This is a genomic window from Cypionkella sinensis (assembly GCF_042646385.1).
GTDB classification, from domain to species: Bacteria; Pseudomonadota; Alphaproteobacteria; order Rhodobacterales; family Rhodobacteraceae; genus Cypionkella; species Cypionkella sinensis.
In genome coordinates this window covers 280948-302150 of sequence record NZ_JBHRTO010000001.1, presented here as the reverse complement: position 1 = coordinate 302150, position 21203 = coordinate 280948, and the positions used below count along the sequence as shown (strand labels likewise).

At 62.1% G+C, this 21203-nt stretch carries 22 protein-coding genes and 3 tRNA genes; 13 read left to right on the top strand and 12 right to left on the bottom strand.

Features of this window, described 5'->3' with window-relative positions; translation table 11 throughout:
- Positions 1-30 precede the first annotated feature (30 nt).
- From ACFOGH_RS01520 to ACFOGH_RS01505, 4 genes are all read left to right on the top strand, one after another.
- Positions 31-1386 (top strand): glutamine synthetase family protein, encoded by a 1356-nt coding sequence (locus tag ACFOGH_RS01520; protein WP_380071287.1) that lies wholly within the window; start codon positions 31-33, stop codon positions 1384-1386.
- A gap of 3 nt (positions 1387-1389) precedes the next feature.
- On the top strand, positions 1390-2691 hold the full coding sequence (locus ACFOGH_RS01515; RefSeq protein WP_380071286.1) for an NAD(P)/FAD-dependent oxidoreductase: 1302 nt from the start codon (positions 1390-1392) through the stop codon (positions 2689-2691).
- Between the two features lie 179 nt (positions 2692-2870).
- A complete protein-coding gene (locus ACFOGH_RS01510) occupies positions 2871-4088 on the top strand; it encodes a DegT/DnrJ/EryC1/StrS family aminotransferase (RefSeq protein WP_380071285.1) in 1218 nt (405 codons plus the stop codon).
- 99 nt (positions 4089-4187) lie between these two features.
- Positions 4188-4262 (top strand) — tRNA-Gly (locus ACFOGH_RS01505).
- Between the two features lie 102 nt (positions 4263-4364).
- On the opposite strand, the gene ACFOGH_RS01500 is transcribed toward ACFOGH_RS01505, so the two are convergent.
- On the bottom strand, positions 4365-5339 hold the full coding sequence (locus tag ACFOGH_RS01500) for a GlxA family transcriptional regulator (RefSeq protein WP_380071284.1): 975 nt from the start codon (positions 5337-5339) through the stop codon (positions 4365-4367).
- A gap of 201 nt (positions 5340-5540) precedes the next feature.
- Here ACFOGH_RS01500 and ACFOGH_RS01495 point away from each other — a divergent pair, with 201 nt between their 5' ends.
- Positions 5541-6371 carry an alpha/beta fold hydrolase gene (locus ACFOGH_RS01495; RefSeq protein ID WP_380071283.1) on the top strand — a complete coding sequence of 277 codons (831 nt, stop codon included), beginning with the start codon at positions 5541-5543 and terminating at the stop codon, positions 6369-6371.
- A gap of 78 nt (positions 6372-6449) precedes the next feature.
- On the opposite strand, the gene ACFOGH_RS01490 is transcribed toward ACFOGH_RS01495, so the two are convergent.
- The 6 genes from ACFOGH_RS01490 to ACFOGH_RS01465 form a co-directional block, all read right to left on the bottom strand.
- Entirely contained in the window at positions 6450-7448 is a 999-nt protein-coding gene (locus ACFOGH_RS01490; protein ID WP_380071282.1) for an ABC transporter ATP-binding protein, read from the bottom strand.
- 1 nt (position 7449) lies between these two features.
- Positions 7450-8481: a Gfo/Idh/MocA family protein gene (locus ACFOGH_RS01485; protein WP_380071281.1), complete on the bottom strand. Its 1032-nt coding sequence runs from the start codon at positions 8479-8481 to the stop codon at positions 7450-7452.
- Positions 8478-9317: a carbohydrate ABC transporter permease gene (locus ACFOGH_RS01480; protein WP_380071280.1), complete on the bottom strand. Its 840-nt coding sequence runs from the start codon at positions 9315-9317 to the stop codon at positions 8478-8480. Before ACFOGH_RS01480 ends, ACFOGH_RS01485 begins: the two co-directional genes overlap by 4 nt.
- Before the next feature lie 9 nt (positions 9318-9326).
- Positions 9327-10244 (bottom strand): carbohydrate ABC transporter permease, encoded by a 918-nt coding sequence (locus tag ACFOGH_RS01475; protein WP_380071279.1) that lies wholly within the window; start codon positions 10242-10244, stop codon positions 9327-9329.
- An 84-nt stretch (positions 10245-10328) separates the two neighbouring features.
- Entirely contained in the window at positions 10329-11588 is a 1260-nt protein-coding gene (locus ACFOGH_RS01470; RefSeq protein ID WP_380071278.1) for an ABC transporter substrate-binding protein, read from the bottom strand.
- Positions 11589-11622: 34 nt separating this feature from the next.
- Positions 11623-12519, bottom strand: a complete 897-nt coding sequence (locus tag ACFOGH_RS01465; protein WP_380071277.1) for an N-acetylmuramic acid 6-phosphate etherase — start codon at positions 12517-12519, stop codon at positions 11623-11625.
- A gap of 158 nt (positions 12520-12677) precedes the next feature.
- Here ACFOGH_RS01465 and ACFOGH_RS01460 point away from each other — a divergent pair, with 158 nt between their 5' ends.
- From ACFOGH_RS01460 to ACFOGH_RS01440, 5 genes are all read left to right on the top strand, one after another.
- Positions 12678-13559: a BadF/BadG/BcrA/BcrD ATPase family protein gene (locus tag ACFOGH_RS01460; protein ID WP_380071276.1), complete on the top strand. Its 882-nt coding sequence runs from the start codon at positions 12678-12680 to the stop codon at positions 13557-13559.
- The gene (locus ACFOGH_RS01455) at positions 13556-14332 is read left to right on the top strand and encodes a GntR family transcriptional regulator (protein ID WP_380071275.1); all 777 of its coding nucleotides are present in this window, start codon (positions 13556-13558) and stop codon (positions 14330-14332) included. Before ACFOGH_RS01460 ends, ACFOGH_RS01455 begins: the two co-directional genes overlap by 4 nt.
- Positions 14329-15354, top strand: a complete 1026-nt coding sequence (locus ACFOGH_RS01450) for an SIS domain-containing protein (RefSeq protein ID WP_380071274.1) — start codon at positions 14329-14331, stop codon at positions 15352-15354. The genes ACFOGH_RS01455 and ACFOGH_RS01450 overlap by 4 nt, the downstream gene beginning before the upstream one ends.
- A complete protein-coding gene (nagA, locus tag ACFOGH_RS01445) occupies positions 15351-16487 on the top strand; it encodes an N-acetylglucosamine-6-phosphate deacetylase (protein ID WP_380071273.1) in 1137 nt (378 codons plus the stop codon). Before ACFOGH_RS01450 ends, nagA begins: the two co-directional genes overlap by 4 nt.
- 46 nt (positions 16488-16533) lie before the next feature.
- A tRNA-Gly gene (locus ACFOGH_RS01440) sits at positions 16534-16608 on the top strand.
- Positions 16609-16675: 67 nt separating this feature from the next.
- Here ACFOGH_RS01440 and ACFOGH_RS01435 read toward each other — a convergent pair.
- Positions 16676-16957: a DUF2218 domain-containing protein gene (locus tag ACFOGH_RS01435; protein WP_380071272.1), complete on the bottom strand. Its 282-nt coding sequence runs from the start codon at positions 16955-16957 to the stop codon at positions 16676-16678.
- Between the two features lie 132 nt (positions 16958-17089).
- Here ACFOGH_RS01435 and ACFOGH_RS01430 point away from each other — a divergent pair.
- Positions 17090-17163: transfer RNA gene (locus ACFOGH_RS01430), tRNA-Cys, on the top strand.
- Between the two features lie 38 nt (positions 17164-17201).
- On the opposite strand, the gene ACFOGH_RS01425 is transcribed toward ACFOGH_RS01430, so the two are convergent.
- Entirely contained in the window at positions 17202-17843 is a 642-nt protein-coding gene (locus tag ACFOGH_RS01425) for a trimeric intracellular cation channel family protein (protein WP_380071271.1), read from the bottom strand.
- 126 nt (positions 17844-17969) lie between these two features.
- Positions 17970-18143 carry a hypothetical protein gene (locus tag ACFOGH_RS01420; RefSeq protein ID WP_380074018.1) on the bottom strand — a complete coding sequence of 58 codons (174 nt, stop codon included), beginning with the start codon at positions 18141-18143 and terminating at the stop codon, positions 17970-17972.
- On the opposite strand from ACFOGH_RS01420, the gene ACFOGH_RS01415 reads away from it, so the two are divergent.
- Both ACFOGH_RS01415 and bfr read left to right on the top strand, forming a co-directional pair.
- The gene (locus ACFOGH_RS01415; RefSeq protein ID WP_380071270.1) at positions 18093-18338 is read left to right on the top strand and encodes a (2Fe-2S)-binding protein; all 246 of its coding nucleotides are present in this window, start codon (positions 18093-18095) and stop codon (positions 18336-18338) included. The two genes, ACFOGH_RS01420 and ACFOGH_RS01415, sit on opposite strands and share 51 nt — an antisense overlap.
- Positions 18286-18771, top strand: a complete 486-nt coding sequence (gene bfr, locus ACFOGH_RS01410) for a bacterioferritin (RefSeq protein WP_380071269.1) — start codon at positions 18286-18288, stop codon at positions 18769-18771. The genes ACFOGH_RS01415 and bfr overlap by 53 nt, the downstream gene beginning before the upstream one ends.
- A 116-nt stretch (positions 18772-18887) precedes the next feature.
- On the opposite strand, the gene tdh is transcribed toward bfr, so the two are convergent.
- Together tdh and ACFOGH_RS01400 are read right to left on the bottom strand one after the other, a co-directional pair.
- Positions 18888-19913, bottom strand: a complete 1026-nt coding sequence (gene tdh, locus ACFOGH_RS01405) for an L-threonine 3-dehydrogenase (protein WP_380071268.1) — start codon at positions 19911-19913, stop codon at positions 18888-18890.
- The gene (locus ACFOGH_RS01400; RefSeq protein ID WP_380071267.1) at positions 19910-21100 is read right to left on the bottom strand and encodes a glycine C-acetyltransferase; all 1191 of its coding nucleotides are present in this window, start codon (positions 21098-21100) and stop codon (positions 19910-19912) included. Before ACFOGH_RS01400 ends, tdh begins: the two co-directional genes overlap by 4 nt.
- Positions 21101-21203: the final 103 nt, after the last annotated feature.

Here is a 21203-nt window from a genome sequence, read left to right as displayed (position 1 = left end):
GGGGTTAACCCGAACCAACAGTGTGAAAACATGTCCAAATGGACCGACCAGCTGCCAGAGGCAGCACGTAACTACATCGGTGATCGCCGTGTGGATGAAGTGGAATGTGTGATTGGCGATATCGCCGGCGTGGCGCGTGGCAAGGCGATGCCTGCGGGCAAATTCGCCCATCAGGGCAACTACTTCCTGCCCAATTCGATCTTTCTGCAAACCATCACCGGCGAATGGGCGGACAATCCGTTCGATGCCTTCACCGAGCCGGATATGATCCTTGAGCCGGATTTCACCACCGCCACAGCCGCGCCCTGGACGGCGGATGTGACGTTGCAGGTGATCCATGATGCCAAGGATCAGCAGGGCAACCTCGTGCCCTTCGCGCCGCGCAACGTGCTGCGCCGGATCATGGATCTCTATGCGGCGCAGGGCTGGACGCCGGTTGTGGCCCCCGAGATGGAGTTCTTTCTGACCGCCCGCAACATCGACCCCAACCAGCCGGTTATTCCGCCGATGGGGCGTTCGGGGCGGCGCGCGGCGGGGAAGCAGGCCTATAGCCTGTCAGCCATCGACGAATACGGCAAGGTGATTGACGACATTTACGACTTTGCCGAAGCGCAAGGCCTTGAAATTGATGGTATCCTGCAAGAAGGCGGCGCGGGCCAGATCGAGTTGAACTTGGCACATGGCGACCCGATCCGGCTGGCCGATGATGTCTTCTTCTTCAAGCGGATGATCCGCGAGGCAGCCCTGCGCCACGATTGCTTTGCCACCTTCATGGCGAAACCGATTGCGGGCGAACCCGGCTCGGCCATGCATATCCATACGTCGGTTGTGGATAGCAAAACCGGCAAGAACATCTTTTCGGGCAAGAAGGGCGAGGAGACCGAGGCGTTCTTGCATTTCATCGCCGGGATGCAGAACCACCTCACCGGGGCCATCGCCCTGCTTGCGCCATATGTGAACAGCTATCGCCGCTATGTGCCGGATTTTGCGGCGCCGATTAACCTGGAATGGGGCCGCGACAACCGCACCACCGGGTTGCGCATTCCGATCAGCAGCCCGGCGGGCCGCCGGGTGGAAAACCGCCTGCCGGGGATGGATTGCAACCCCTATCTGGGTATCGCCGCGACGCTCGCCTGCGGCTATCTGGGCCTGATGGAGAAGAAAAACCCGCGCCCGGAATTTGCGGGATCGGCCTATATCGACAGCGACGATATTCCGGTCAATCTGGGCGATGCTTTGGACCTTCTGGAAGAGGACAAGGCGCTGTGCGAGGTGATGGGGCCTGAGTTCATTGCGGTTTATGACTCGGTGAAACGCAACGAATACAAAGAGTTCCTGCAAGTCATCAGCCCGTGGGAACGCGAGCATCTGTTGCTGAACGTGTAAGCCATGAACTTGCTGCACGCGAATGATCAGACGGGGGCATATCCCCCGTCTTACTATGCTGCGACGCGCACGCCGCTGGCCCCCTTCCCCGCCTTGCAGGGTGAGACGCGGGCCGATGTCTGCATCGTCGGTGGCGGTTATACTGGCCTGTCGGCGGCGCTGCATCTGGCCCAGCGCGGCTATGATGTGGTGCTGCTGGAGGCGCATAAGCTCGGCTTTGGCGCGTCGGGGCGCAATGGCGGGCAGGTTGGCTCGGGCCAGCGGCAGGATCAGGATTGGATCGAGGCCGCAGTGGGGGCTGAGGCCGCGCATAAGCTGTGGGATCTGGCAGAGGAATCAAAGGCTTTGGTGAAGAACCTCATCCAGAGCCATGCGATGCCGGTGAGGTTTTACCCCGGCATCGCCCATGCCTGCTGGACCGATGCCGAGGTGCGCCACACCCATGCTTATGCCGAAAAGCTGCAACGCGATTACGGCTATAGCCATCTGGAGCTGCTGGACCGCGACGGGATTCAGGCTCTGATCGGATCGAAGGTGTATAAGGGCGGCGAGATTGACCGGGATGCCGGGCATTTGCATCCGCTGAATTATGCGCTGGGGCTGGCGCGTGCGGCGGCGGATGCGGGGGCGCGGCTGCACGAGTTGTCGGAAGTGATCCGCATTGATCATGGGGCGGCACCGGTGGTGCATACCGCGCGAGGCGTGGTCAGGGCCAAGCAGTTGATCCTGGCGGGCAATGGCTATCTGGGCAATCTTGCGCCCAAGGTTGCGGCCAAGGTGATGCCGATCAACAACTTCATTCTGGCGACCGAACCGCTTGGGGAGCGTGCCCGAGATATCCTTTCGCAGCCGGTGGCGGTGGCGGATACCAAGTTTGTGGTGAACTATTGGCGGCTGTCCGAGGATAATCGGCTGCTGTTTGGCGGCGGCGAGTCTTATGGCTATCGCTTTCCCGATCTGATCAAGGCGGTGTCGAAACCGATGTTGCAGGTCTATCCGCAACTGAAAGATACCAGGATCGACTATGCCTGGGGCGGGACTTTGGCGATCACCATGAACCGGATGCCGTGCTTTACGCGGCCCTATGCCAACACGCTGTCGGCCTCGGGTTATTCCGGGCATGGCGTGGCGATGGCGACGCTGGCGGGGAAAATCCTGGCCGAAGCCACTGCCGCGCAGTCGGAACGCTTTGATCTGATGGCCAGCCTGCCGCAGCCGCGCTTTCCGGGCGGTGTGGCCTTGCGCTGGCCGATGCTGGTGCTGGCGATGACGTGGTATTCGATGCGGGATCGGTTGGGGTTGTAGCCGATTTCTTCCCCCTGCCGCCCGCCTTATAGCGGGCAGCAGCTGCCAATCCCCCAGATACAGCAAAAATCTGCCCATTTGATCGGCGGATTTCGCCGCAGGCCCGCGAATGTCACTAGCCTGTCACTGACCTTGCGTTTAAAGCTTTCCTGAAGAAGAGTTTAAGGAAAGCTGTGATCATGGCCGCAGACGGACAGACCCGCGCCCCCGATACCCATCAATCCGAAGCGATCCCCGAGGCCGCGCGGGCCGAGATTGAGCGCCTGCTGACCTCGGGCGATCTGTTCCGCTACACCGCCGCCGAGGGTGCGCCGGTTGCCCTGCTGGAGCAGGAATTTGCCGATCTGCTGGGCAGCAAATATGCGCTGGCCGTGGCTTCGTGTTCGGCGGCGCTGTTCCTTGCGATCAAGGCACTGGATCTGCCGCGCGATGCCAAAATCCTGATCCCGGCGTTTACCTTTGCCGCTGTGCCCTCTGCCGTCGTCCATGCCGATTGCACGCCGGTTCTGGTGGAAGTGGGCGAGAATTACCGCGTTGATATGGCGGATTTCGCCGCCAAACTGCCCGGTGCTGCGGCGGTGCTGATCAGCCATATGCGCGGGCACACCAGCGATATGGATGCAATCATGGCGCTGTGTGATGCCGCAGGTATCCCGGTGATCGAGGATGCCGCGCATTCGCTGGGCACCACATGGCACGGCAAGAATATCGGCACCATCGGCAAGGTCGGTTGTTTCAGCTTCCAATCCTACAAGCTGGTGAATGCGGGCGAAGGCGGGATTCTGATCACCGATGATCCCGAAATCGCGGCGCGCTGCGTGATCATGTCGGGCGCGTATGAGCAGAACTGGAAGAAACATCCCGGCATGCAGAACAGCTATATGCTGTGGCAAAACAAGCTACCACTTTACAACATGCGGATGCAGAACCTGTCTGCCGCGGTGATCCGCCCGCAACTGCCCGAGGTTGCCACCCGCGTCGCCAAAGGGCGCGCCGGGCATGACCGCGTCGCCGATCAGTTGAATGCCTCGCCCCACCTGACCGTGCCACCCGCCCTGCCCGCAGAGCAACGCGCGCCCGATTCCATCCAGTTCAATCTGCTGGGTGAGTGGAGCGATGCGCAGGCGCATGCGTTTCAGGCGCATGCCAAGCAACGCGGGGTGACGGTGCAGATCTTTGGCCTGACCGAAGGCAATGCCCGCGCGTTCTGGAACTGGGAGTTCCTTGGCCCTGCCCCCGATCTGCCGCAGACCCGCGCGATGTTGATGCGCGCCTGCGACGTGCGCTTGCCCACCCGGCTGACCGAGGCCGAGTTAGATTTCATCGCAGAGGCCATCCTGCGCGCCGCCGAAACCGTCAAGGCCCCGGCGAAATCGGCGGCGATTGCCTCGGCCTGAGGGGCGGTGGGAAATCATCGCGAGAAATCAGCGGGGTGCTTGCATTTTTGCTCTTGCAGCCGCCCCGCCCCTCGCTTATTTCACCGCCATCCGACGGTTGCGGGCGTAGCTCAGGGGTAGAGCATAACCTTGCCAAGGTTAGGGTCGTGAGTTCGAATCTCATCGCCCGCTCCATCGGAATGACAGACGACTGCATAAAAAGCGTCCCTCGGGGCGCTTTTTGCATAGGTGACCTCTGCCTGAACCGCATTGCGATCCGGTCGGGGGCATGCAGGCTTAGGCCCCCTCGGCGGTAATGCCGAACTGCTGACGATAGGCGGCGGGCGACAGTCCGGTCAGTTTTTGGAACAGCTTGCGAAACGCGGCGGGGTCGGCGTAGCCCACATCCCACGCGATACGGTCCACCGGGGTCAAGCTGCGCTCTAACGCTTCGCGCGCCTTGGCGATGCGCACATGCTGAATGTATTCGACCGGACGAAACCCGGTAGCGGCACTGAACCGTCGCAGAAACGTGCGCCCGGTCATGCCAGCGGCAGCTTGCAGATCGGCGACGCCCTGCAGGGTGGTGGCATTGGCATGGATGTGGTGCTGGCTTTGCCGGATCGCATCGTCGCCATGATCAAACCGCGGAATGAATTGCGCGAAGGGCAACTGGCTTTGGCGCGGCGGTTCGACCAGCAGAAACCGTGCCGTCGCCAGCATGGTGGCGGGGCCAAGCAAACGCTCGACCAGGGTCAGGCCAAGATCGGCCCAGGCCAGAATACCGCCCGCGGTGATGATGTCGCCCTCATCCAGCACCATATGCTGCGCTGCCAGATGCACTTTCGGAAAGCGCTGCGCCAGTTGCTGTGCAAAGGCCCAGTGCGTGGTGGCGCGGCGGCCATCTATCAAGCCGGTCTCTGCCAGCACAAAGGCGCCCGCACAGACCGAACACAGCGTCGCCCCCGCCGTATGCTGCTCGCGCAACCAGATCGCCGCCGCAGGGGCTGGGGCCATATTTTCGGGCATGATGATGCTGGGCGGCGCGATCACATGGGTCAGTCGGTGCGGCGCGCCGGGAAGGCTATCCCAGATGCAAGAGACGCCGTCTTCTGTGGCCTGCCAATGGGTGACGCGGATTTCGCGGGGTGGATCGCCGCTCCACTGCACAGCGATGCGGAACAGGTCTGTCAGGCCATAGATCGCCGCCAGTTGGCAGCCGGGGTAGATCAAAAGACCGATTTGAGCCACTGGGCCAGAGTCGCGCGCCATGTCCGTTTTCCCCCGATCATTGTCCGTTCCGCCACTCGTTACCCTGCGACGAGATGCGTAGATTTGTCCATGTCGAAACCGAAAGGACAGCCGATGCACACAGATGTTACGCGACGCGCTATGATGATGATGACGGCTGCGACCGCGGCGGTCATCGCGCTGCCGAAGATGAATTTTGCTCAAACCCAAGGAGATCTTCAGATGGCTACGATCAAAACCCAAGACGGAACCACGATCTTTTACAAAGACTGGGGCCCGAAAGATGCGCAGCCGGTGGTGTTCCACCATGGCTGGCCGCTGTCCAGCGATGACTGGGACAACCAGATGCTGTTCTTTCTGGCGCAGGGCTATCGCGTGATTGCGCATGACCGGCGCGGTCATGGTCGGTCGGACCAGACCGATACCGGCAACGATATGGATACCTATGCCGCCGATGTGGCCGAACTGGCCCGCGCCTTGGATCTGCGCAATGCCATCCACATCGGCCATTCCACCGGGGGCGGCGAGGTTGCCCGCTATGTGGCCCGCGCCGAAGCCGGTCGGGTTGCCAAGGCGGTACTGATCAGCGCCGTGCCGCCGGTGATGGTGAAATCTGACGCCAATCCCGATGGTGTTCCGATGGAGGTTTTTGATGGGATCCGGGCCGGAGTGCTGAACAACCGGGCGCAATTCTTCCTCGACCTGCCGTCTGGCCCGTTCTACGGCTTTAACCGGGAAGGTGCCAAAGTCAGCCAAGGCCTGATCAACAACTGGTGGCGGCAGGGCATGTCGGGGGGCGCCAAGGCGCATTACGACTGCGTCAAGGTGTTCTCGGAGACCGATTTCACCGAGGATCTGAAGGCGATCAGCGTGCCGGTGCTGGTGTTGCATGGCGAAGATGATCAGATCGTGCCGATTGCCAATTCGGCGCACAAGGCGATCAAATTGCTGCGCAATGGGGCGATCAAGACCTATCCCGGCCTGTCGCATGGCCTGTTCGCCACCCATCCCGAGGTGATCAACCCGGACCTGTTGGCCTTCGCCAAGGCCTGAGACTGCGCTGAATGCAAACGGGCGGGCGGGGATTATACCCTGCCCGCCCGACGCGTTGCGGCGATCTTGGCGCGGCGCTTAGCGCATCCGCAAACCGTTCGCGTCAAAGCGGAAGGCGCGTGCGGCGTCGGCGGTGAGGTAGACGGCTTCATCCACCGCGAAATCCTGCTCGCCAAACTGCCGCACTGTCAGCAGGCCGTGGGGGTCTGCGCGCACGTAAACCAAGGTCTCGCTGCCCAGCTTTTCGACATGGCTGATCCGGCCCGGAATTGCGCCGCTTTCGCGTGAGATCGCCAGATGTTCGGGACGCACGCCCACCGTTTCGCCCGCCTCGCCCAAGGCGGCGGCCTTGAGGAAGTTCATTTTGGGGCTGCCGATAAAGCCCGCGACGAAGGCGTTGTCGGGGTCGTTATACAAATCCATCGGGCGGCCGACTTGTTCTACCCGGCCTGCGTTCAATACCACGATCTTGTCGGCCAAGGTCATCGCCTCAACCTGATCATGGGTGACATAGACCATGGTGGCCTTCAACTCGCGGTGCAGGCGGGCGATTTCGATGCGGGTGTTGACGCGCAGCGCGGCGTCGAGGTTTGAGAGCGGCTCGTCAAAGAGGAACAGTTTGGGGGTGCGCACGATGGCGCGGCCAATCGCCACGCGCTGACGCTGCCCGCCTGACAACTCCGCAGGCCGCCTGTCCAGCAGCGCATCCAGCGACAACATGCCAGAGGCGCGCGCCACGCTTTGCGCCACCTGCGCCGAGGATGAGCCTGCCTGTTTCAGCCCCAGCCCCATGTTGTCGCGCACCGTCAGATGCGGATAAAGTGCATAGGATTGGAACACCATCGCGATTTCGCGCTTGCTGGGTGGGGTGTTGTTGACCGGCACGCCATCAATCTTGATCTCGCCGCCACTGGCATCCTCAAGCCCCGCGATGATCCGCAACAGGGTGGATTTGCCGCAGCCCGACGGGCCTACGAAGACGCAGAACTCGCCATCCTCAACGCGCAAATTGACGCCCTTGATCACATCGGTTGTGCCGAAGCTTTTGGTCACATTGGTAAGAGTCAGATTGCCCATTTCAGGCTCCCAGCTTGACAGGTTGGCCCGAGCGCACGCTTTCGTCCGCCGCAAGGCAGATCGCCAAAGATTGCACCGCATCATTCATATGCCGGGTCAGATCGAGGTTTTCGGTGATCGCGCGGGCGACATAGGCCGCCTCGCGGTTGCACAGATCCTGATGCCCCGGCTCGTCCGCCATCGAAATATCGGTATCCCCCGAGGCCACCTTATGCACCCGCAGCAGCGAGGTCTTGGTGTGGGTGTCGATATCATCCGAGCGCGCCGAGTCCGGCATACGGATGGAAACCGCGCCATTCGGGCTGACCACATCTTTGACGAAAAACGCGGTGTCCGACATCATCGGGCCCCAACCAGCCTCATACCAGCCAAGGCTGCCATCAGCGAAAATCACCTGAAAATGGCCGTAGTTATACATATCCGGCGCGATTTCGGGCGACAGCCGCAGGCCCATGCCGCGCACCTCAACCGGCTGAGCATCGGTGATCTGGCACATCACATCGACGTAATGCACACCGCAATCGACAATCGGCGGGGTGGTCTGCATCAGCGCCTTATGCACCTCCCATGTCGGGCCAGACGATTGCTGGTTCAGGTTCAACCGGAACACGTAAGGCCCGCCCAAAGCCCGCGCCTCGGCGATCAGCCGGATCCAGCTTGGGTGATGCCGCAGGATGTAGCCGACAACGACCTTACGCCCGGTTTCCACCGCCATCGCCTGCACCCGGCGCGCATCGGCGACGGTGGTGGCAAGCGGCTTTTCGACAAACACATCCGCCCCGGCGGCCATCGCGGCACAGGCGTAGTCGGCGTGGGTGTCGGAATAGGTCGCCACGCAAACAAAGTCCGGTTTCAGCGCCGCCAAGGCCTGTGCATAGTCGGTGTGCAGCGGATAGCCCTGCAATTCGGCAGGCAGTTCGACCTTTGAGCGATTCACCAGCCCGACAATCTGGAACGCCGGGTCAAGGTGATAGGCCAAGGCATGACTGCGGCCCATATTGCCCAAGCCTGCGACAAGAACGCGAATGGTCATTTGACGGCTCCTGCGGTGATGCCGCGAATAAGTTGACGCGAGAAGATCAGATACAGCACCAGCACCGGTAGAATGGCGAGGCTGAGGGCGGCGAGCACGGCGTTCCAATCGGTGACGAACTGGCCGATAAACACCTGGCTGCCCAAGGTGATGGTTTTGGTGGACTCGGCCGGGGCTAGGATCAGCGGGAACCACAGATCATTCCAGATCGGGATCATGGTAAACACTGCCACAGTCGCCATAGCGGGTCGCACCAAGGGCAGCACCAGCCGGAAGAAGATGCGATATTCTGACAGCCCATCAATCCGGCCTGCGTTTTTCAGATCATCCGACACCTGCCGCATGAACTCTGACAGGATGAACACCGCCAGCGGCAAGCCCTGCGCGGTGTAAACCAGCACCAGCGCCGTCAGCGTGTTCACCAGCCCGCTTGCCACCATCAACTGCAAGATCGCCACCGTGCCCAGCCGGATCGGGATCATGATGCCCAGCGCGAGATACAGCCCCACCATCGTATTGCCCTTGAACCGATACTCAGACAGCGCAAACGCTGCCATCGCACCAAACAGCAGTACGAAGAACAGGCTGCCCACGGTGACGGTCATCGAGTTCAGGAAATACTGAAAGAAATCGCCCTGTTTCAGCACGGTCTGGAAGCCGACCCAATCCAAAGTCTCGGCATTCGGCAGCGCCAAGGGATGCGCAAAGATCGCCTTGCGCGACTTGAAGGCGTTGATCACGATCACAAAAACCGGGAACAACGCGATCAGCGTGTAAATCAGCAGCACCGCATGGGCAGCGACGCTGCGGGCGGGGGAATGGCGTGAGACAGACATGGTCCCCCCTTAAAACTGATAGCGGCGCAGCCGCGTCTGGATGGCGAACAGATAGATGCAAACGCCGACCAGAATGATGAAGAACATCGCGGTGGCAATCGTCGCCCCCATGTTCGGATCGCCCAATTGCAACTGAAAGCCGAAGAAGGTGCGATAGAGGAAGGTGCCCAGAATGTCGGTGGCAAAGTTCGGCCCCGCCAGCGCGCCTTGCGCCGAATAGATCAGATCGAAGGCGTTGAAATTGCCGACAAATGTCAGGATAGAGATAATGCCGATGCTGGGCAGGATCAGCGGCAGCTTGATCTTCCAGAATTGCGACGCGCCCGTTATACCGTCCATCTCGGCGGCCTCAATCACCTCGTCGGGGATGCTCAGCAGGGCCGCATAGATCAGCATCATCGGGATGCCGACAAACTGCCAGACCGAGATCAGCGCCAAGGTTGTCAGCGCATATTGCTCTTTGCCCAGCCACGGCGCGAACAGGGATTTCAGCCCGACGGCGTTCAATAGGTCAGGCGCGACGCCCCAGATGGGTGACAGCATCAGCTTCCAGACGAAACCCACCACCACAAAGCTGAGGATGGTGGGCACGAAAATCGCGGTGCGGTAGAACGCGGCCCCGCGCAGGCGGGGGTTGGACAGGATCGCCGCCAGCAGGATGCCGATCGGGTTTTGCACCAGCATATGCACGATGAAAAACCAGGTGTTGTTGGCCAAAGCGTTCCAGAAACTCGCCGACCAGCGCGGGTCGCCAAACAGCGTGCGGAAGTTGCCCAAACCGTTGAAATGCGACACCCGGTCTACCGTGGTGAACAGCGACAGGTTCAGCGTCGCGAACAGCGGGATGATCATGATGGCGGTGTAGACTAGCACGGCGGGGGCCAGGAACACCACGATGTGCCAGCGGAAGGGTTTGCGGTCGGACATGCGGTCAACCTCGGGTTCGCAGAAAAAGCGCCAAGCAGGGGACCGGGGGGCGCGAAGCCCCCCGGCGTTTGGGTCAGAGCAGGCTTACTTGGCCTTCTGCGGCTCATACCAGCTGGCCAGACCCTCTTGCAGACGGGCGGCAGCGGCTTCCGGCGTCTCGGTGCCCTTGATCACATTGGCCGAGGCGTTCCAGGTTTCGTTTTCAAGGTTCGGGGTGCCGCGCGACAAGATCTGATAGGTTGAGCGGATCGACGACTGGCACTTGCCGCGCCACGAGACGAACTCTTGCGCCAGCGGGTCTTGCATCTCCACCGGGGTCGAATTCAGGCTGAAGAAGCCCGGCAGCGCGTTGGCATACATCTTGGCAAATTCAGCCGAGCCTACCCATTCGAGGAACTTCTTCGTCTCCTCAGGATGCGCCGATTTCGCATTCATTCCCAGCGCTATATCGGTGTGATCCGAGATATAGCAGGTGTCGCCAGCGGCCTGCACTGGCGGCGCGAAGGCCCCCATCTTGAAGGTCGCTTGCTTGTTGAAGCCCGAGATTTCCCACGACCCCGCCGGATAGACCGCAGCACGGCCCAAGGTGAACAGGTTCTGGCTGTCAGGATAAGTCTGCGCTTCAAAGCCGTCGCCCAGATAATCCTTCCAGCGTGCCAGTTCGGTGAACGGGGCCACCCAATCGGCATCGGTCAGTTTCTGATCGCCCTTGATCAGCGCCAGACGGCCTTCTTCACCCTTCCAGTAGTTCGGGCCAATGTTGTTATAGCCCATGGTGGCGGCTTCCCACTGGTCATTGGTGCCCATCGCCATCGGGATATAGGTGCCGTCGGCCTTGATCTTGTCGAGCGCGGCAAAGAATTCGTCGCGGGTGGTCGGCACGGCGATGCCCAAAGCGTCAAACGCGTCTTTGTTGTAGATAAAGCCGTGGATCACCGAGGCCATCGGCACGCAGAAAGTGGCCGCGCCATCATCCGTCTGCCAAGCCGATTTCGCCACCGGCGAGAAATTCGCCATCGCAGCAAGGCCACTCAGATCGGCAAGGTTGCCTTTCTTGTAAAGTTCAAGCGAGGCATCGAACGGACGGCAAGTTACCAGATCGCCCGCGGAGCCCGCGTCGAGTTTCGAGTTCAGCACGGCGTTATATTCGGCAGGCGCGGTCGGGGCGAACACCACCTTGATGCCCGGATTTGCGGCTTCGAACGCCGGAATGATGGTGTCTTGCCAGATCAGCACGTCGTCATTGCGCCAGCTTTCAATCGTCAGCGTCACATCCTCGGCATAGGCCGCGCCTGCAAGCAAGGTGCTGGCAAGCAAAGCGCCGATCAATTTGGTCTTGGTCATGGGAAACTCCCTTTGTTGGTTAAGATTTCCGGCTTCAGTTGCCGTTTTTGTGCCCGCGCGCGATCGCCGCGCGCAGATTTCCGTGGGTTTCGCTCAATAGATCTTGCGCCGCTTGCGGGCTTTGCCCCAAGGCGATCAAGACTGCGGGCTTTACCGCCCCTTCTGCCGCGCGCAGCGCCTGCAATGCCGTCTCTGCCGCAACGCCCGCGATCTGCGCGACCATGCCTGCCGCCCGTCCGCGCAGCTTTTCGTTATCCGCGACCAAGCCGACCATCATGCCATCATGCACCTGGCCCAGCTTGATCCCCATCAGGGTGGACATCATGTTCAACGCCACTTTCTGTGCCGTGCCCGCCCCCATCCGGGTCGAGCCTGCAATCACCTCGGGCGGGGTGGGCAGGCAGATCGCCACATCGGCATGCTCAAACAGCGCGGCCCCGGCGACATTCGCCACCGCAATCACCTGCGCCCCCTGCGCCCGTGCCGCCTTGGCCACGGCCAAAGCATAGGGCGTGCGCCCCGAGGCTGCGACCGCGATCACCACATCGCCCGCACCAATCCCCGCCGCCGCCCGCGTGCCATCCTCGGCATCGTCCTCGGTATCGCCCGGCATCCGCGCATCGACCGGCAAGCCGCCGGCCATCCGCAGCAGCACACGCTCGGCAGGCACGCCGAACGTTCCGCCCAGCTCCAACCCATCCGAAACCGCCATCAGCGCCGAAGACCCGGCACCCGCATAAAGCAGCCGCCCCTGCCCCTGCAAAGCCGTAGCCATCAGCGCAGCACCCTGCGCGATCTGCGGCAAAGCCTGCCCCACCACCTGCAAGGCGGCGGCTTGGGCTGTCCACAAATGCTCCAGCACCGCAATCTCGGGTAGCGTGTCCAACCCCGATGCGGCAGGATGCAAATGTTCAGTCGCAGACAACGCCATACGAATCTCCCCCTCTGCGACCATGAGATACCTATTCAATACCTCTTGTCCAATAAAATCTGCATACCCCGTAAGAACACCACATAAAGCGCGTAATTTCTGACATACGTCTGAATAAATCCGTTGCATTTTTTGAAAGGTATCATAATGGTATTGTCATGGCACATACAAACACAGACTCGAACGGCCCTTATCTGATCGGCGTGGATGGTGGTGGCACCTCTTGCCGTGCCACGTTGCTGGCCGGGCCAAACGCCCGTTATGACGTGGTGCTGGGCCCTGCCAATGTCTCGACCGATTTTGATGCGGCGCTTGATACGATCAACGCGGCGCTGGCCCAACTTGCCGAACGCGCGGGGCTTGGCATGGCCGACCTGGCCCAAGCCCATGCGCATCTTGGCCTGGCAGGCGTGATGAACACCGCGATTGCGAACCGTGTCGCCGCGCACCTGCCCTTCCCGCAGGCCCAAGTCACCGACGACCGCCCCACCACCATCGCCGGAGCCTTGGGCGAGGTGGATGGCGCGCTGGCTGCCATCGGCACCGGATCTTTCATCGGGCGGCAAGTGGCGGGGCAGATCCACGGCGTCGGCGGCTGGGGGTTTTATATCGGCGATCAGGCCTCGGGCGCGTGGCTGCTGCGTCGCTGCCTTGAGGAGGTGATGCTCGCCGTCGATGGCTTTGCCGCCCATACCGAGCTTTCACGGGCAATCCTGAAAGAGCATGGCGATGATCCGGGGCAGATCGTGCTGTTCTCGCTGAACTCGCAGCCCGCCGATTACGCCCGCCTCGCCCGCGATGTGGTCGCCGCCGCGGAAGCGGGTGATCCTTTGGGCGCGCGCCTGATGCAGGAAGGTGCCGCCTATATCCGCCGCGCGCTGGACGTGGTCGGCTGGACGGGCTCGGAAGCGTTCTGCCTGACCGGCGGCCTTGGCCCCGCCTATGCCCGCTGGCTGAACCTGCCCAGCATTGCCCCCAAAGGCACCGCCCTTGATGGCGCCTTGGCGCTGGCCGCCCGCGCCGCCGGAGTGGTGCTATGAATATCGCCGAGTTTCTCAGCCCCGCGCTCTGGCTGAACCCCGCCGCAGGCCCGCTTTACGTGCAACTGCGCAAGCGGCTGGAAAGCGGCATCGACAGCGGGTTTCTCGCCCCCGACACGCCCTTGCCGCCGGAACGAGAAATCGCAGCCCTGACCGATACCTCGCGCGTCACCGTGCGCAAGGCGATTGCCGATCTGGTCGGCAAGGGCATTGTGGTGCAAAAACAAGGCTCTGGCAGCTATATCGCGCCACGCCAATCCCGCGTGCAGCAGTCTTTGTCGCGGCTGACTTCGTTCACCGAAGACATGGCGCGGCGCGGACTTACCACCGAATCGCGCTGGCTGGAGCGTGGCTTGTTCCTGCCTACCCCCGAGGAAGTCATGGCGCTTGGCCTTGCCGCGCAAGATCGCGTGGCGCGGCTGGAACGCGTGCGCACCATTGACGGACAGCCGATGGCGATCGAACGCGCCTCACTTTCTACCGCGATCCTGCCCGATCCGACGTCCGTGGAACGCTCGCTTTACGCCACGCTGACCGCGCGCGGCCACCGCCCGGTGCGCGCCGTGCAACGCATCTCGGCGGCCAACCTTGGCAAGCGCGACGCCGAGCTTTTGCATGTGGCGATGGGCGCCGCTGGCCTGCGGATCGAGCGGATTTCCTATCTGGCCTCTGGTGCCGTGGTCGAGTTCACCCGCTCGCTCTATCGCGGCGATGCCTATGATTTTGCAGCCGAACTTCAGATCGGCCCCGAAGACGAAGGACAAAGCACATGACCCAATCCCATATGGCGCGCGAAGTCGCGGAAATTCCGCAGGCGGCGCAGCGGTTTCTGACGCAAAGCGCAGCACAGGTGAAGGCCGCAGCCGCTGCGATGCAGGCGACCGACCCCAAGCTGATCGTCACCGTGGCGCGCGGATCGTCGGACCATGCCGCGACCTATCTGAAATATGCGGTGGAACTGCTGGCGGGCATTCCGGTGGCTTCTGTCGGCCCCTCGATTGCCTCGATCTATGGGCGTCCGCTGCATCTGGCGGGCGCGGCCTGTATCGGGATTTCGCAATCCGGCAAAAGCCCCGACATCGTGGCAATGACCGAAGCCGCCCGCGCCGGTGGGGCGCTGACGCTTGCCATCACCAATTTCGCCGACGCCCCGATGGCGCAGGCCGCCGCCCATTGCCTGCCGCTGGCGGCGGGTGAGGAGAAAAGCGTCGCCGCCACCAAAACCTTCATCAGTTCGGTGGTCGCGGGCCTTGCCCTGCTGGCCGAATGGCAGAACGACACCGCCCTGCGCGCCGCCGTGGCTGATCTGCCGCGCGCCTTTGCCGAGGCGTTGGCGCAAGACTGGTCGCCGCTGTCGAACCGTCTGTCGCGCGCGCAGCAAGCCTTCGTGCTGGGCCGTGGCCCCGGCTTTGCGATTGCCTCTGAAGTCGCGCTAAAGTTCAAGGAAACCTGCGGCTTGCACGCCGAAGGCTATTCCGCCGCCGAAGTGTTGCACGGCCCCTCTGCCATCGTGCAAGAGCGTTTTCCGGTGCTGGCGCTGGCGGTGGATGACGCCGCTTTACCGCAGATCAAAGCCACTGCCGAACGCTTGGCGGCGCAAGGCGCAGACGTGTTCATCACCGGGGCCGCGGCGGCAGGCTGCACCACCCTGCCCGCCGTGCAAAATCTGCACCCGCTGGTGGCACCTTTGGTGAATGGCGTCAGCTTTTACCATTTCGTCGAGCAACTCGCCCGCCGTCGCGGCTTTGACCCCGACACCCCGCCGCATCTGCGCAAAGTGACACAAACGCTATGAGCCGCCTGATCCTGACCGCCGCCCAAGTGTTTGACGGCACGCAAATGCTGCCCGATCATGCCGTGGTCATCGAGGGCGGTGAAATCACCGCAGTGTTGCCCAGCGCCGAGGCCCCGGCTGCTGAGCGGCAGGCGCTGCAAGGCACGCTTGCCCCCGGCCTGATTGATCTGCAAGTCAACGGCGGCGCGGGGATGATGCTCGACGGCAGCGCCACGCCGGAAACAATCGCCACGATCTGCGCTACCCATGCCCGGTTGGGGGGAACCGGTATCCTGCCCACCCTGATCACCGATACCCCCACCGCCACCAGTGCCGTTATCGCCGCAGGCATCGCTGCCGCAACCGCCTGCACCCCCGGTTTTCTTGGCCTGCATCTCGAAGGCCCCCACCTCGACCCGCGCCGTCAGGGCGCGCATGACCCTTCCCTGATCCGCCCGATGTCCGAAGCCGATCTGGCCGAGCTTTGCGCCGCCGCCGCCCAGCTTCCCGCCCTGATGCTGACGCTTGCGCCCGCTTCGGTCACACCCGCGCAGATCGCAGCACTGACCCATGCCGGGGCCGTGGTCTCGCTCGGCCATACCGAAGCGACCTATGCCGAGGCCAATGCCGCGACCCAAGCCGGGGCGGCCTGCGTCACCCATCTGTTCAACGCCATGTCGCAACTTGGCAACCGTGAGCCCGGTCTGGTCGGCGCGGTCCTTTCCGGACATCTGCACGCGGGCATCATCGCCGACGGGCTGCACGTTCACCCCGCCAGCCTGCGCACAGCCCTCGCCGCGCGGCAAGACGGCCTGTTTCTGGTGTCGGACGCGATGGCGGTCGCAGGCACCGACCTGACCGAATTCACCCTCGGCAACCGCCGCATCCTGCGCCAGAACGGGCGGCTGACCCTTGCCGATGGCACCCTCGCCGGCGCCGACCTCAGCCTGCCGCAGGCCATCCGCCTGCTGATCACCCAACTGCACATCGCCCCTGCCCGCGCGCTGGCGATGGCCACCAGCATCCCCGCCCGCCTGATCCGCAGCCCAGCGGGCACCCTCCGCGCAGGTCGGCCCGCCGATCTGGTGCATCTGACCCCGGATTGGGCGCTGCAAACCGTCTGGCAAAACGGCGTGAAAATTCCGCAGAATTAGCCCTTGCGCCGCCCCCAACACCTCGCTAAATACCCCGCTACGGAGTGCGGGCGTAGCTCAGGGGTAGAGCATAACCTTGCCAAGGTTAGGGTCGTGAGTTCGAATCTCATCGCCCGCTCCAGTATCAAAAAGGCCGCTCGGTTGAGCGGCCTTTTTGGTTTTTCACGAGCCTGCCGTGCGGTGTTCGCCTAGTCTTGCCAATTCATCGCGGTAAAGCCTTCACGGAAGGCAAAGCGTTCCAGATGGCGGTCGATCACCGATTTTGCATCGGCACGCGCGGCATCCGCCACATCGGCAAACCGCACCTGCAAGGCCTCGGCATTGGCGCTGACCTCGGCCACACCCAGCGTGAACGGGATACGCCCGCTGGTTTCGTCAAAGCTGACGTCGATCTTGTGGGCAAAATGCTTGCACAGTTGTTGCAGGTATTTCGAGGCGTTCGGGGTGGCAAAAGTTCCAACAAGCTGCATCGCAGGGCTTTCTCTGACTGTTTCTATCGGGAAATATAACCGCACTGTCGCCAACCACAAGCCCCGCCGCCCAATTCCCACAAACCCCCTTGCACCCCCCCGCCATATCCCCTATTTCAGCCAGACCTAAGGGGCGGGTGGGCAGGCAGGCTATGCGCTGGATTGCAAATCCATGTAGATCGGTTCGATTCCGATACCCGCCTCCAAGGTCATTCTCCCACAAGACCAGCCGATAAAAACCTGCTCAGATGTCGTCGGGGTTGCGCCCCGGTCTGGGGCGATAGACCGGCAGTGACCAATCCAGCGCAATGGCAAGGCCACGAATGGCAAAAGCCGTCACCGCGCCCAGCGCCATCGCCATTGGCTGCGGCACGTCAACGGCATGGGCCGCGATGAACACCGCTGCCCCCGCAGCCGAGGCCGTCACATAGATCTCGCGCCGCAGCACGATCGACGGCTCTTGCCCCAAAACATCGCGGATGATGCCGCCGACCGAGGCCGTGACCACCCCCATCACCACCGCAATCAGCGGACCAGCCCCGGCATCGGTGGCCTTCGCGGTGCCCGCCACCGTCACCAGCGCCATCCCCACCGCATCCAGCCACAACAGCACACGATAGCGTGACGCCACCAGATGCGCAGTGAAATGCACCAGCCCCGCCGCCAGAAGGCACAACGCCATCGGCGCGGGGTTCGCCACCCAGAACACTGGCAACCCCAACAGCAAATCGCGCACCGTGCCGCCACCCACCCCGGTGATCGCGCCCAGCCAGAGAAACCCCAGAATGTCCATTTCCTTGCGCGATGCCACCAGCGCGCCCGTGGTGGCAAACACCACCGCCGCCGCCAGATCGACCACCGGCATGATCTGATCGAACCCGTTCACCCCTGCCCCCGTGTTGCTCACCGCTTTGGCGAACTGTCTCAGCCTGCCTTGCCGCCGTCGAGGGTCAATCGCCGCAAAGGGCACCCAAATGTGAACGCTGCAAATCCCCAAGTAAAAGAATCAGATTTACATTTCCGAGCGTTTCTCTAGGTTAAGGCCGAAACCCGCCTTGAAAGATTGGGTGCCCAAGTGATCGTCTGCCACTGCCAAGCCATTTCGGATCATGACATCCGCGCCGCCGTCACTTGGATGCGCGCCGCCGATCCCGACACCATCATCACGCCGGGCAAGATCTATCACGCCTTGGGCAAACGCGCCGACTGTGGTGGCTGCATGCCCTTGTTCCTTGACACCATGCGGCAATCTGCGAATTTTGGCGTTGCATCCGCTGCGCCTGCGGGCCAGCAGATCCCCAACCTCGGCCGCAGAAAAGGAATTTCCCATGAAGGGCGACCCCAAAGTCATCGAGTATCTCAACGCGGCGCTGCGCTCTGAACTGACTGCCGTCAGCCAGTATTGGCTGCATTACCGCCTGCAGGATGATTGGGGCTTGGGCCATCTGGCCGCGAAAAGCCGCGCCGAAAGCATCGAGGAGATGCAGCACGCCGACCGGCTGATCGCGCGAATCATTTTCCTCGAAGGCCACCCGAACCTGCAAAAGCTCGATTCGCTGCGCATCGGCCAAACCCCGCGCGAAACGCTGGAAGCCGACCTTGCCGCCGAACACGAGGCCCGCACGCTTTATATCGAGGCGCGGCGCTATTGCGATCAGGTCGGCGATTTCGTCACGCGGTCGCTGTTTGACGAGCTGACCGCGGATGAAGAAGGCCACATCGACTTTCTGGAAACCCAGCTTGGCCTGCTGGAACGCATGGGCGAAGAGAAATACGCCCAACTGAACGCCAAACCCGCCGATCAGGCCGAGTAGAATGATTGCGGGGGAGGCCGTGGCCTCCCCCAATTTCACAAAGATTATCAAAGTCTGAACGATGGCACGTAAGCCCCTGATTTAGGGCAATATCCCGATGGTCCCAACTCGGGACCTCAGCCCCAGTCCAACACCACCTTGCCCGATTGCCCCGACCGCATCACCTCAAACCCGGTCTGGAACTCATCCACGCCAAAGCGATGGGTGATCACTTTCCGCACGTCCAGACCGTTTTCCAGCATCGCGATCATCTTGTACCAGGTCTCAAAAATCTCGCGGCCATAAACGCCTTTGATGGTGATCGCCTTGAACACGATCCGGCTCCAATCCACCGGCGATTTGCCTGGCGGAATCCCCAGCATTGCGATCCGCCCGCCCATCACCAAAGCCTCGACCATCTGATCCAGTGCCCGCTGATTGCCCGACATTTCCATGCCGACATCAAAGCCCTGCACGATCTTCAGCCGCGCCATCACATCCTTCAGATCTTCGCTGGCGACGTTGACCGGGGTCACATCCGCCACCTCCGCCGCCAATGCCAGCCGCGCCGGGTTCACATCGGTGATCACCACATGCCGCGCGCCGACATGCCGCGCCACCGCCGCCGCCATGATGCCGATCGGCCCCGCCCCGGTGATCAAAACATCCTCACCCACCAGATCAAAGCTCAGCGCGGTATGCACCGCATTGCCCAAGGGGTCGAGGATCGCGCCGATCTCGTCATCAATGCTGTCGGGCAAAGGCACGACATTGAACGCGGGCAGCCGCAGATATTCCGCAAAAGCCCCCGGTTCATTCACCCCAATCCCCCGCGTCGCCGGATCAAGATGAAACTTGCCCGCGCGACTTTGCCGGGACAGCTTGCCAATCAGATGCCCCTCACCCGAGCAACGCTGACCAATCGAAAGCCCTTCCACCAGCGCCCCCTTGGCGACGATCTCACCGGCAAATTCATGCCCGGTCACGAGGCCAACCGGCACCGTCCGCGCAGCCCACTCGTCCCAATTCCAGATGTGAATATCAGTGCCGCAGATCCCGGTTTTCTTCACCTTGATCAGCACATCCTCGGGCCCGATTTCCGGCACGCCGCGTTCCTGCATCCACAGCCCGACCTCGGGCTTGGCCTTGACCAGAGTTTTCATCGGATCGCCCTCACTTCCTTGCCCGCTGCCTCAAACGCGGCAAGCGCAAAATCCAAATCATCCGTCGTCAGCGCCGCATTCATCTGTGTGCGGATCCGCGCCCCGCTATGCGGCACCACCGGATAGAAAAACGCCGAAACCATTACGCCGCGCGCATCCAGTGCCCGCGCAAAGGCCTGCGCCAAGGGGGCATCGCCCAGCATCACCGGAATGATCGGATGTTCCCCCGGCAACAGCCGAAAGCCAGCAGCCTCCAACCCCGCCCGCCAATAGGCCGCGTTGTGAAACAGCCGCGCCCGCAGATCATCGGCACCTTCGACAATATCCAGCGCCGCCAGCGCCGCCCCCACCACCGCAGGCGGTAGCGCGTTGGAAAACAGATAGGGCCGCGCCCGTTGCCGCAGCAGGTCAATCATCGGCTGCGGCCCGGCGATATAGCCGCCCAGCGCCCCGCCCAAAGCCTTGCCCAGCGTGCCGGTCAGCACATCCACCTTCACCCCGGCATGGGCCGGTGTGCCGCGACCCTGCGGCCCCATGAATCCCGTCGCGTGACAATCATCCACCATGGTCAGCGCACCGTATTTCTCGGCCAAAGCCGCGATCGCCCCCAGATTGGCCAAAGTGCCATCCATCGAGAACACGCCATCGGTGGCAATCATGATGAACCGCGCGCCATCCTTCACGGCGGTGGCAAGCTGCACCTCCAGATCCACCATGTCGTTGTTGGCAAAGCGATAGCGCTTGGCCTTGCACAGCCGCACCCCGTCGATGATCGAGGCGTGGTTAAGGCTGTCCGAGACAATCGCATCCGCCTCACCCAAAAGCGGCTCGAACAGTCCGCCATTGGCATCGAAACAGGCGGCAAACAGGATCGAATCCTCCATGCCCAGAAAACCTGCAATCCGCTGCTCCAACTGGCGGTGCAGATCCTGCGTGCCACAGATGAACCGGACCGAGGCCATGCCATAACCATGGCTATCCATTGCCGATTTGGCCGCAGCCACCAGCCGAGGATCATCCGCCAAACCCAGATAGTTATTGGCGCAGAGGTTGAGCATCTCACGCCCCGCCACCCGCACCCTTGCGCCTTGACCACCTTCAATCAACCGCTCCCGCTTCATCAGGCCGTCAGCCTCGATGCCCGTCAGCGTATCGCGCAAATGGTTCAGAAATCGTGTATCTGTCATGGCAGAATTTCCTCCAACTTAGCGGATATAACGGCAAGACGATTTCAAAGTCAACATAACGGAAAATCATCCGTCAAACCGGATTCTATTTCACGTTGGCCTA

Coding starts and splice junctions, on each gene's coding strand:
- ACFOGH_RS01480 (WP_380071280.1), bottom strand. CDS start 9,317: ATGTCTGTCTCACGCCATTCCCCCGCCCGCAGCGTCGCTGCCCATGCG.
- ACFOGH_RS01500 (WP_380071284.1), bottom strand. CDS start 5,339: ATGGCGCGCGACTCTGGCCCAGTGGCTCAAATCGGTCTTTTGATCTAC.
- ACFOGH_RS01470 (WP_380071278.1), bottom strand. CDS start 11,588: ATGACCAAGACCAAATTGATCGGCGCTTTGCTTGCCAGCACCTTGCTT.
- ACFOGH_RS01495 (WP_380071283.1), top strand. CDS start 5,541: ATGGCTACGATCAAAACCCAAGACGGAACCACGATCTTTTACAAAGAC.
- ACFOGH_RS01450 (WP_380071274.1), top strand. CDS start 14,329: ATGACCCAATCCCATATGGCGCGCGAAGTCGCGGAAATTCCGCAGGCG.
- ACFOGH_RS01460 (WP_380071276.1), top strand. CDS start 12,678: ATGGCACATACAAACACAGACTCGAACGGCCCTTATCTGATCGGCGTG.
- ACFOGH_RS01400 (WP_380071267.1), bottom strand. CDS start 21,100: ATGACAGATACACGATTTCTGAACCATTTGCGCGATACGCTGACGGGC.
- ACFOGH_RS01455 (WP_380071275.1), top strand. CDS start 13,556: ATGAATATCGCCGAGTTTCTCAGCCCCGCGCTCTGGCTGAACCCCGCC.
- ACFOGH_RS01415 (WP_380071270.1), top strand. CDS start 18,093: ATGCGCGCCGCCGATCCCGACACCATCATCACGCCGGGCAAGATCTAT.
- ACFOGH_RS01485 (WP_380071281.1), bottom strand. CDS start 8,481: ATGACCATTCGCGTTCTTGTCGCAGGCTTGGGCAATATGGGCCGCAGT.
- ACFOGH_RS01510 (WP_380071285.1), top strand. CDS start 2,871: ATGGCCGCAGACGGACAGACCCGCGCCCCCGATACCCATCAATCCGAA.
- ACFOGH_RS01515 (WP_380071286.1), top strand. CDS start 1,390: ATGAACTTGCTGCACGCGAATGATCAGACGGGGGCATATCCCCCGTCT.
- tdh (WP_380071268.1), bottom strand. CDS start 19,913: ATGAAAACTCTGGTCAAGGCCAAGCCCGAGGTCGGGCTGTGGATGCAG.
- nagA (WP_380071273.1), top strand. CDS start 15,351: ATGAGCCGCCTGATCCTGACCGCCGCCCAAGTGTTTGACGGCACGCAA.
- ACFOGH_RS01475 (WP_380071279.1), bottom strand. CDS start 10,244: ATGTCCGACCGCAAACCCTTCCGCTGGCACATCGTGGTGTTCCTGGCC.
- ACFOGH_RS01520 (WP_380071287.1), top strand. CDS start 31: ATGTCCAAATGGACCGACCAGCTGCCAGAGGCAGCACGTAACTACATC.
- ACFOGH_RS01465 (WP_380071277.1), bottom strand. CDS start 12,519: ATGGCGTTGTCTGCGACTGAACATTTGCATCCTGCCGCATCGGGGTTG.
- ACFOGH_RS01490 (WP_380071282.1), bottom strand. CDS start 7,448: ATGGGCAATCTGACTCTTACCAATGTGACCAAAAGCTTCGGCACAACC.
- ACFOGH_RS01435 (WP_380071272.1), bottom strand. CDS start 16,957: ATGCAGCTTGTTGGAACTTTTGCCACCCCGAACGCCTCGAAATACCTG.
- bfr (WP_380071269.1), top strand. CDS start 18,286: ATGAAGGGCGACCCCAAAGTCATCGAGTATCTCAACGCGGCGCTGCGC.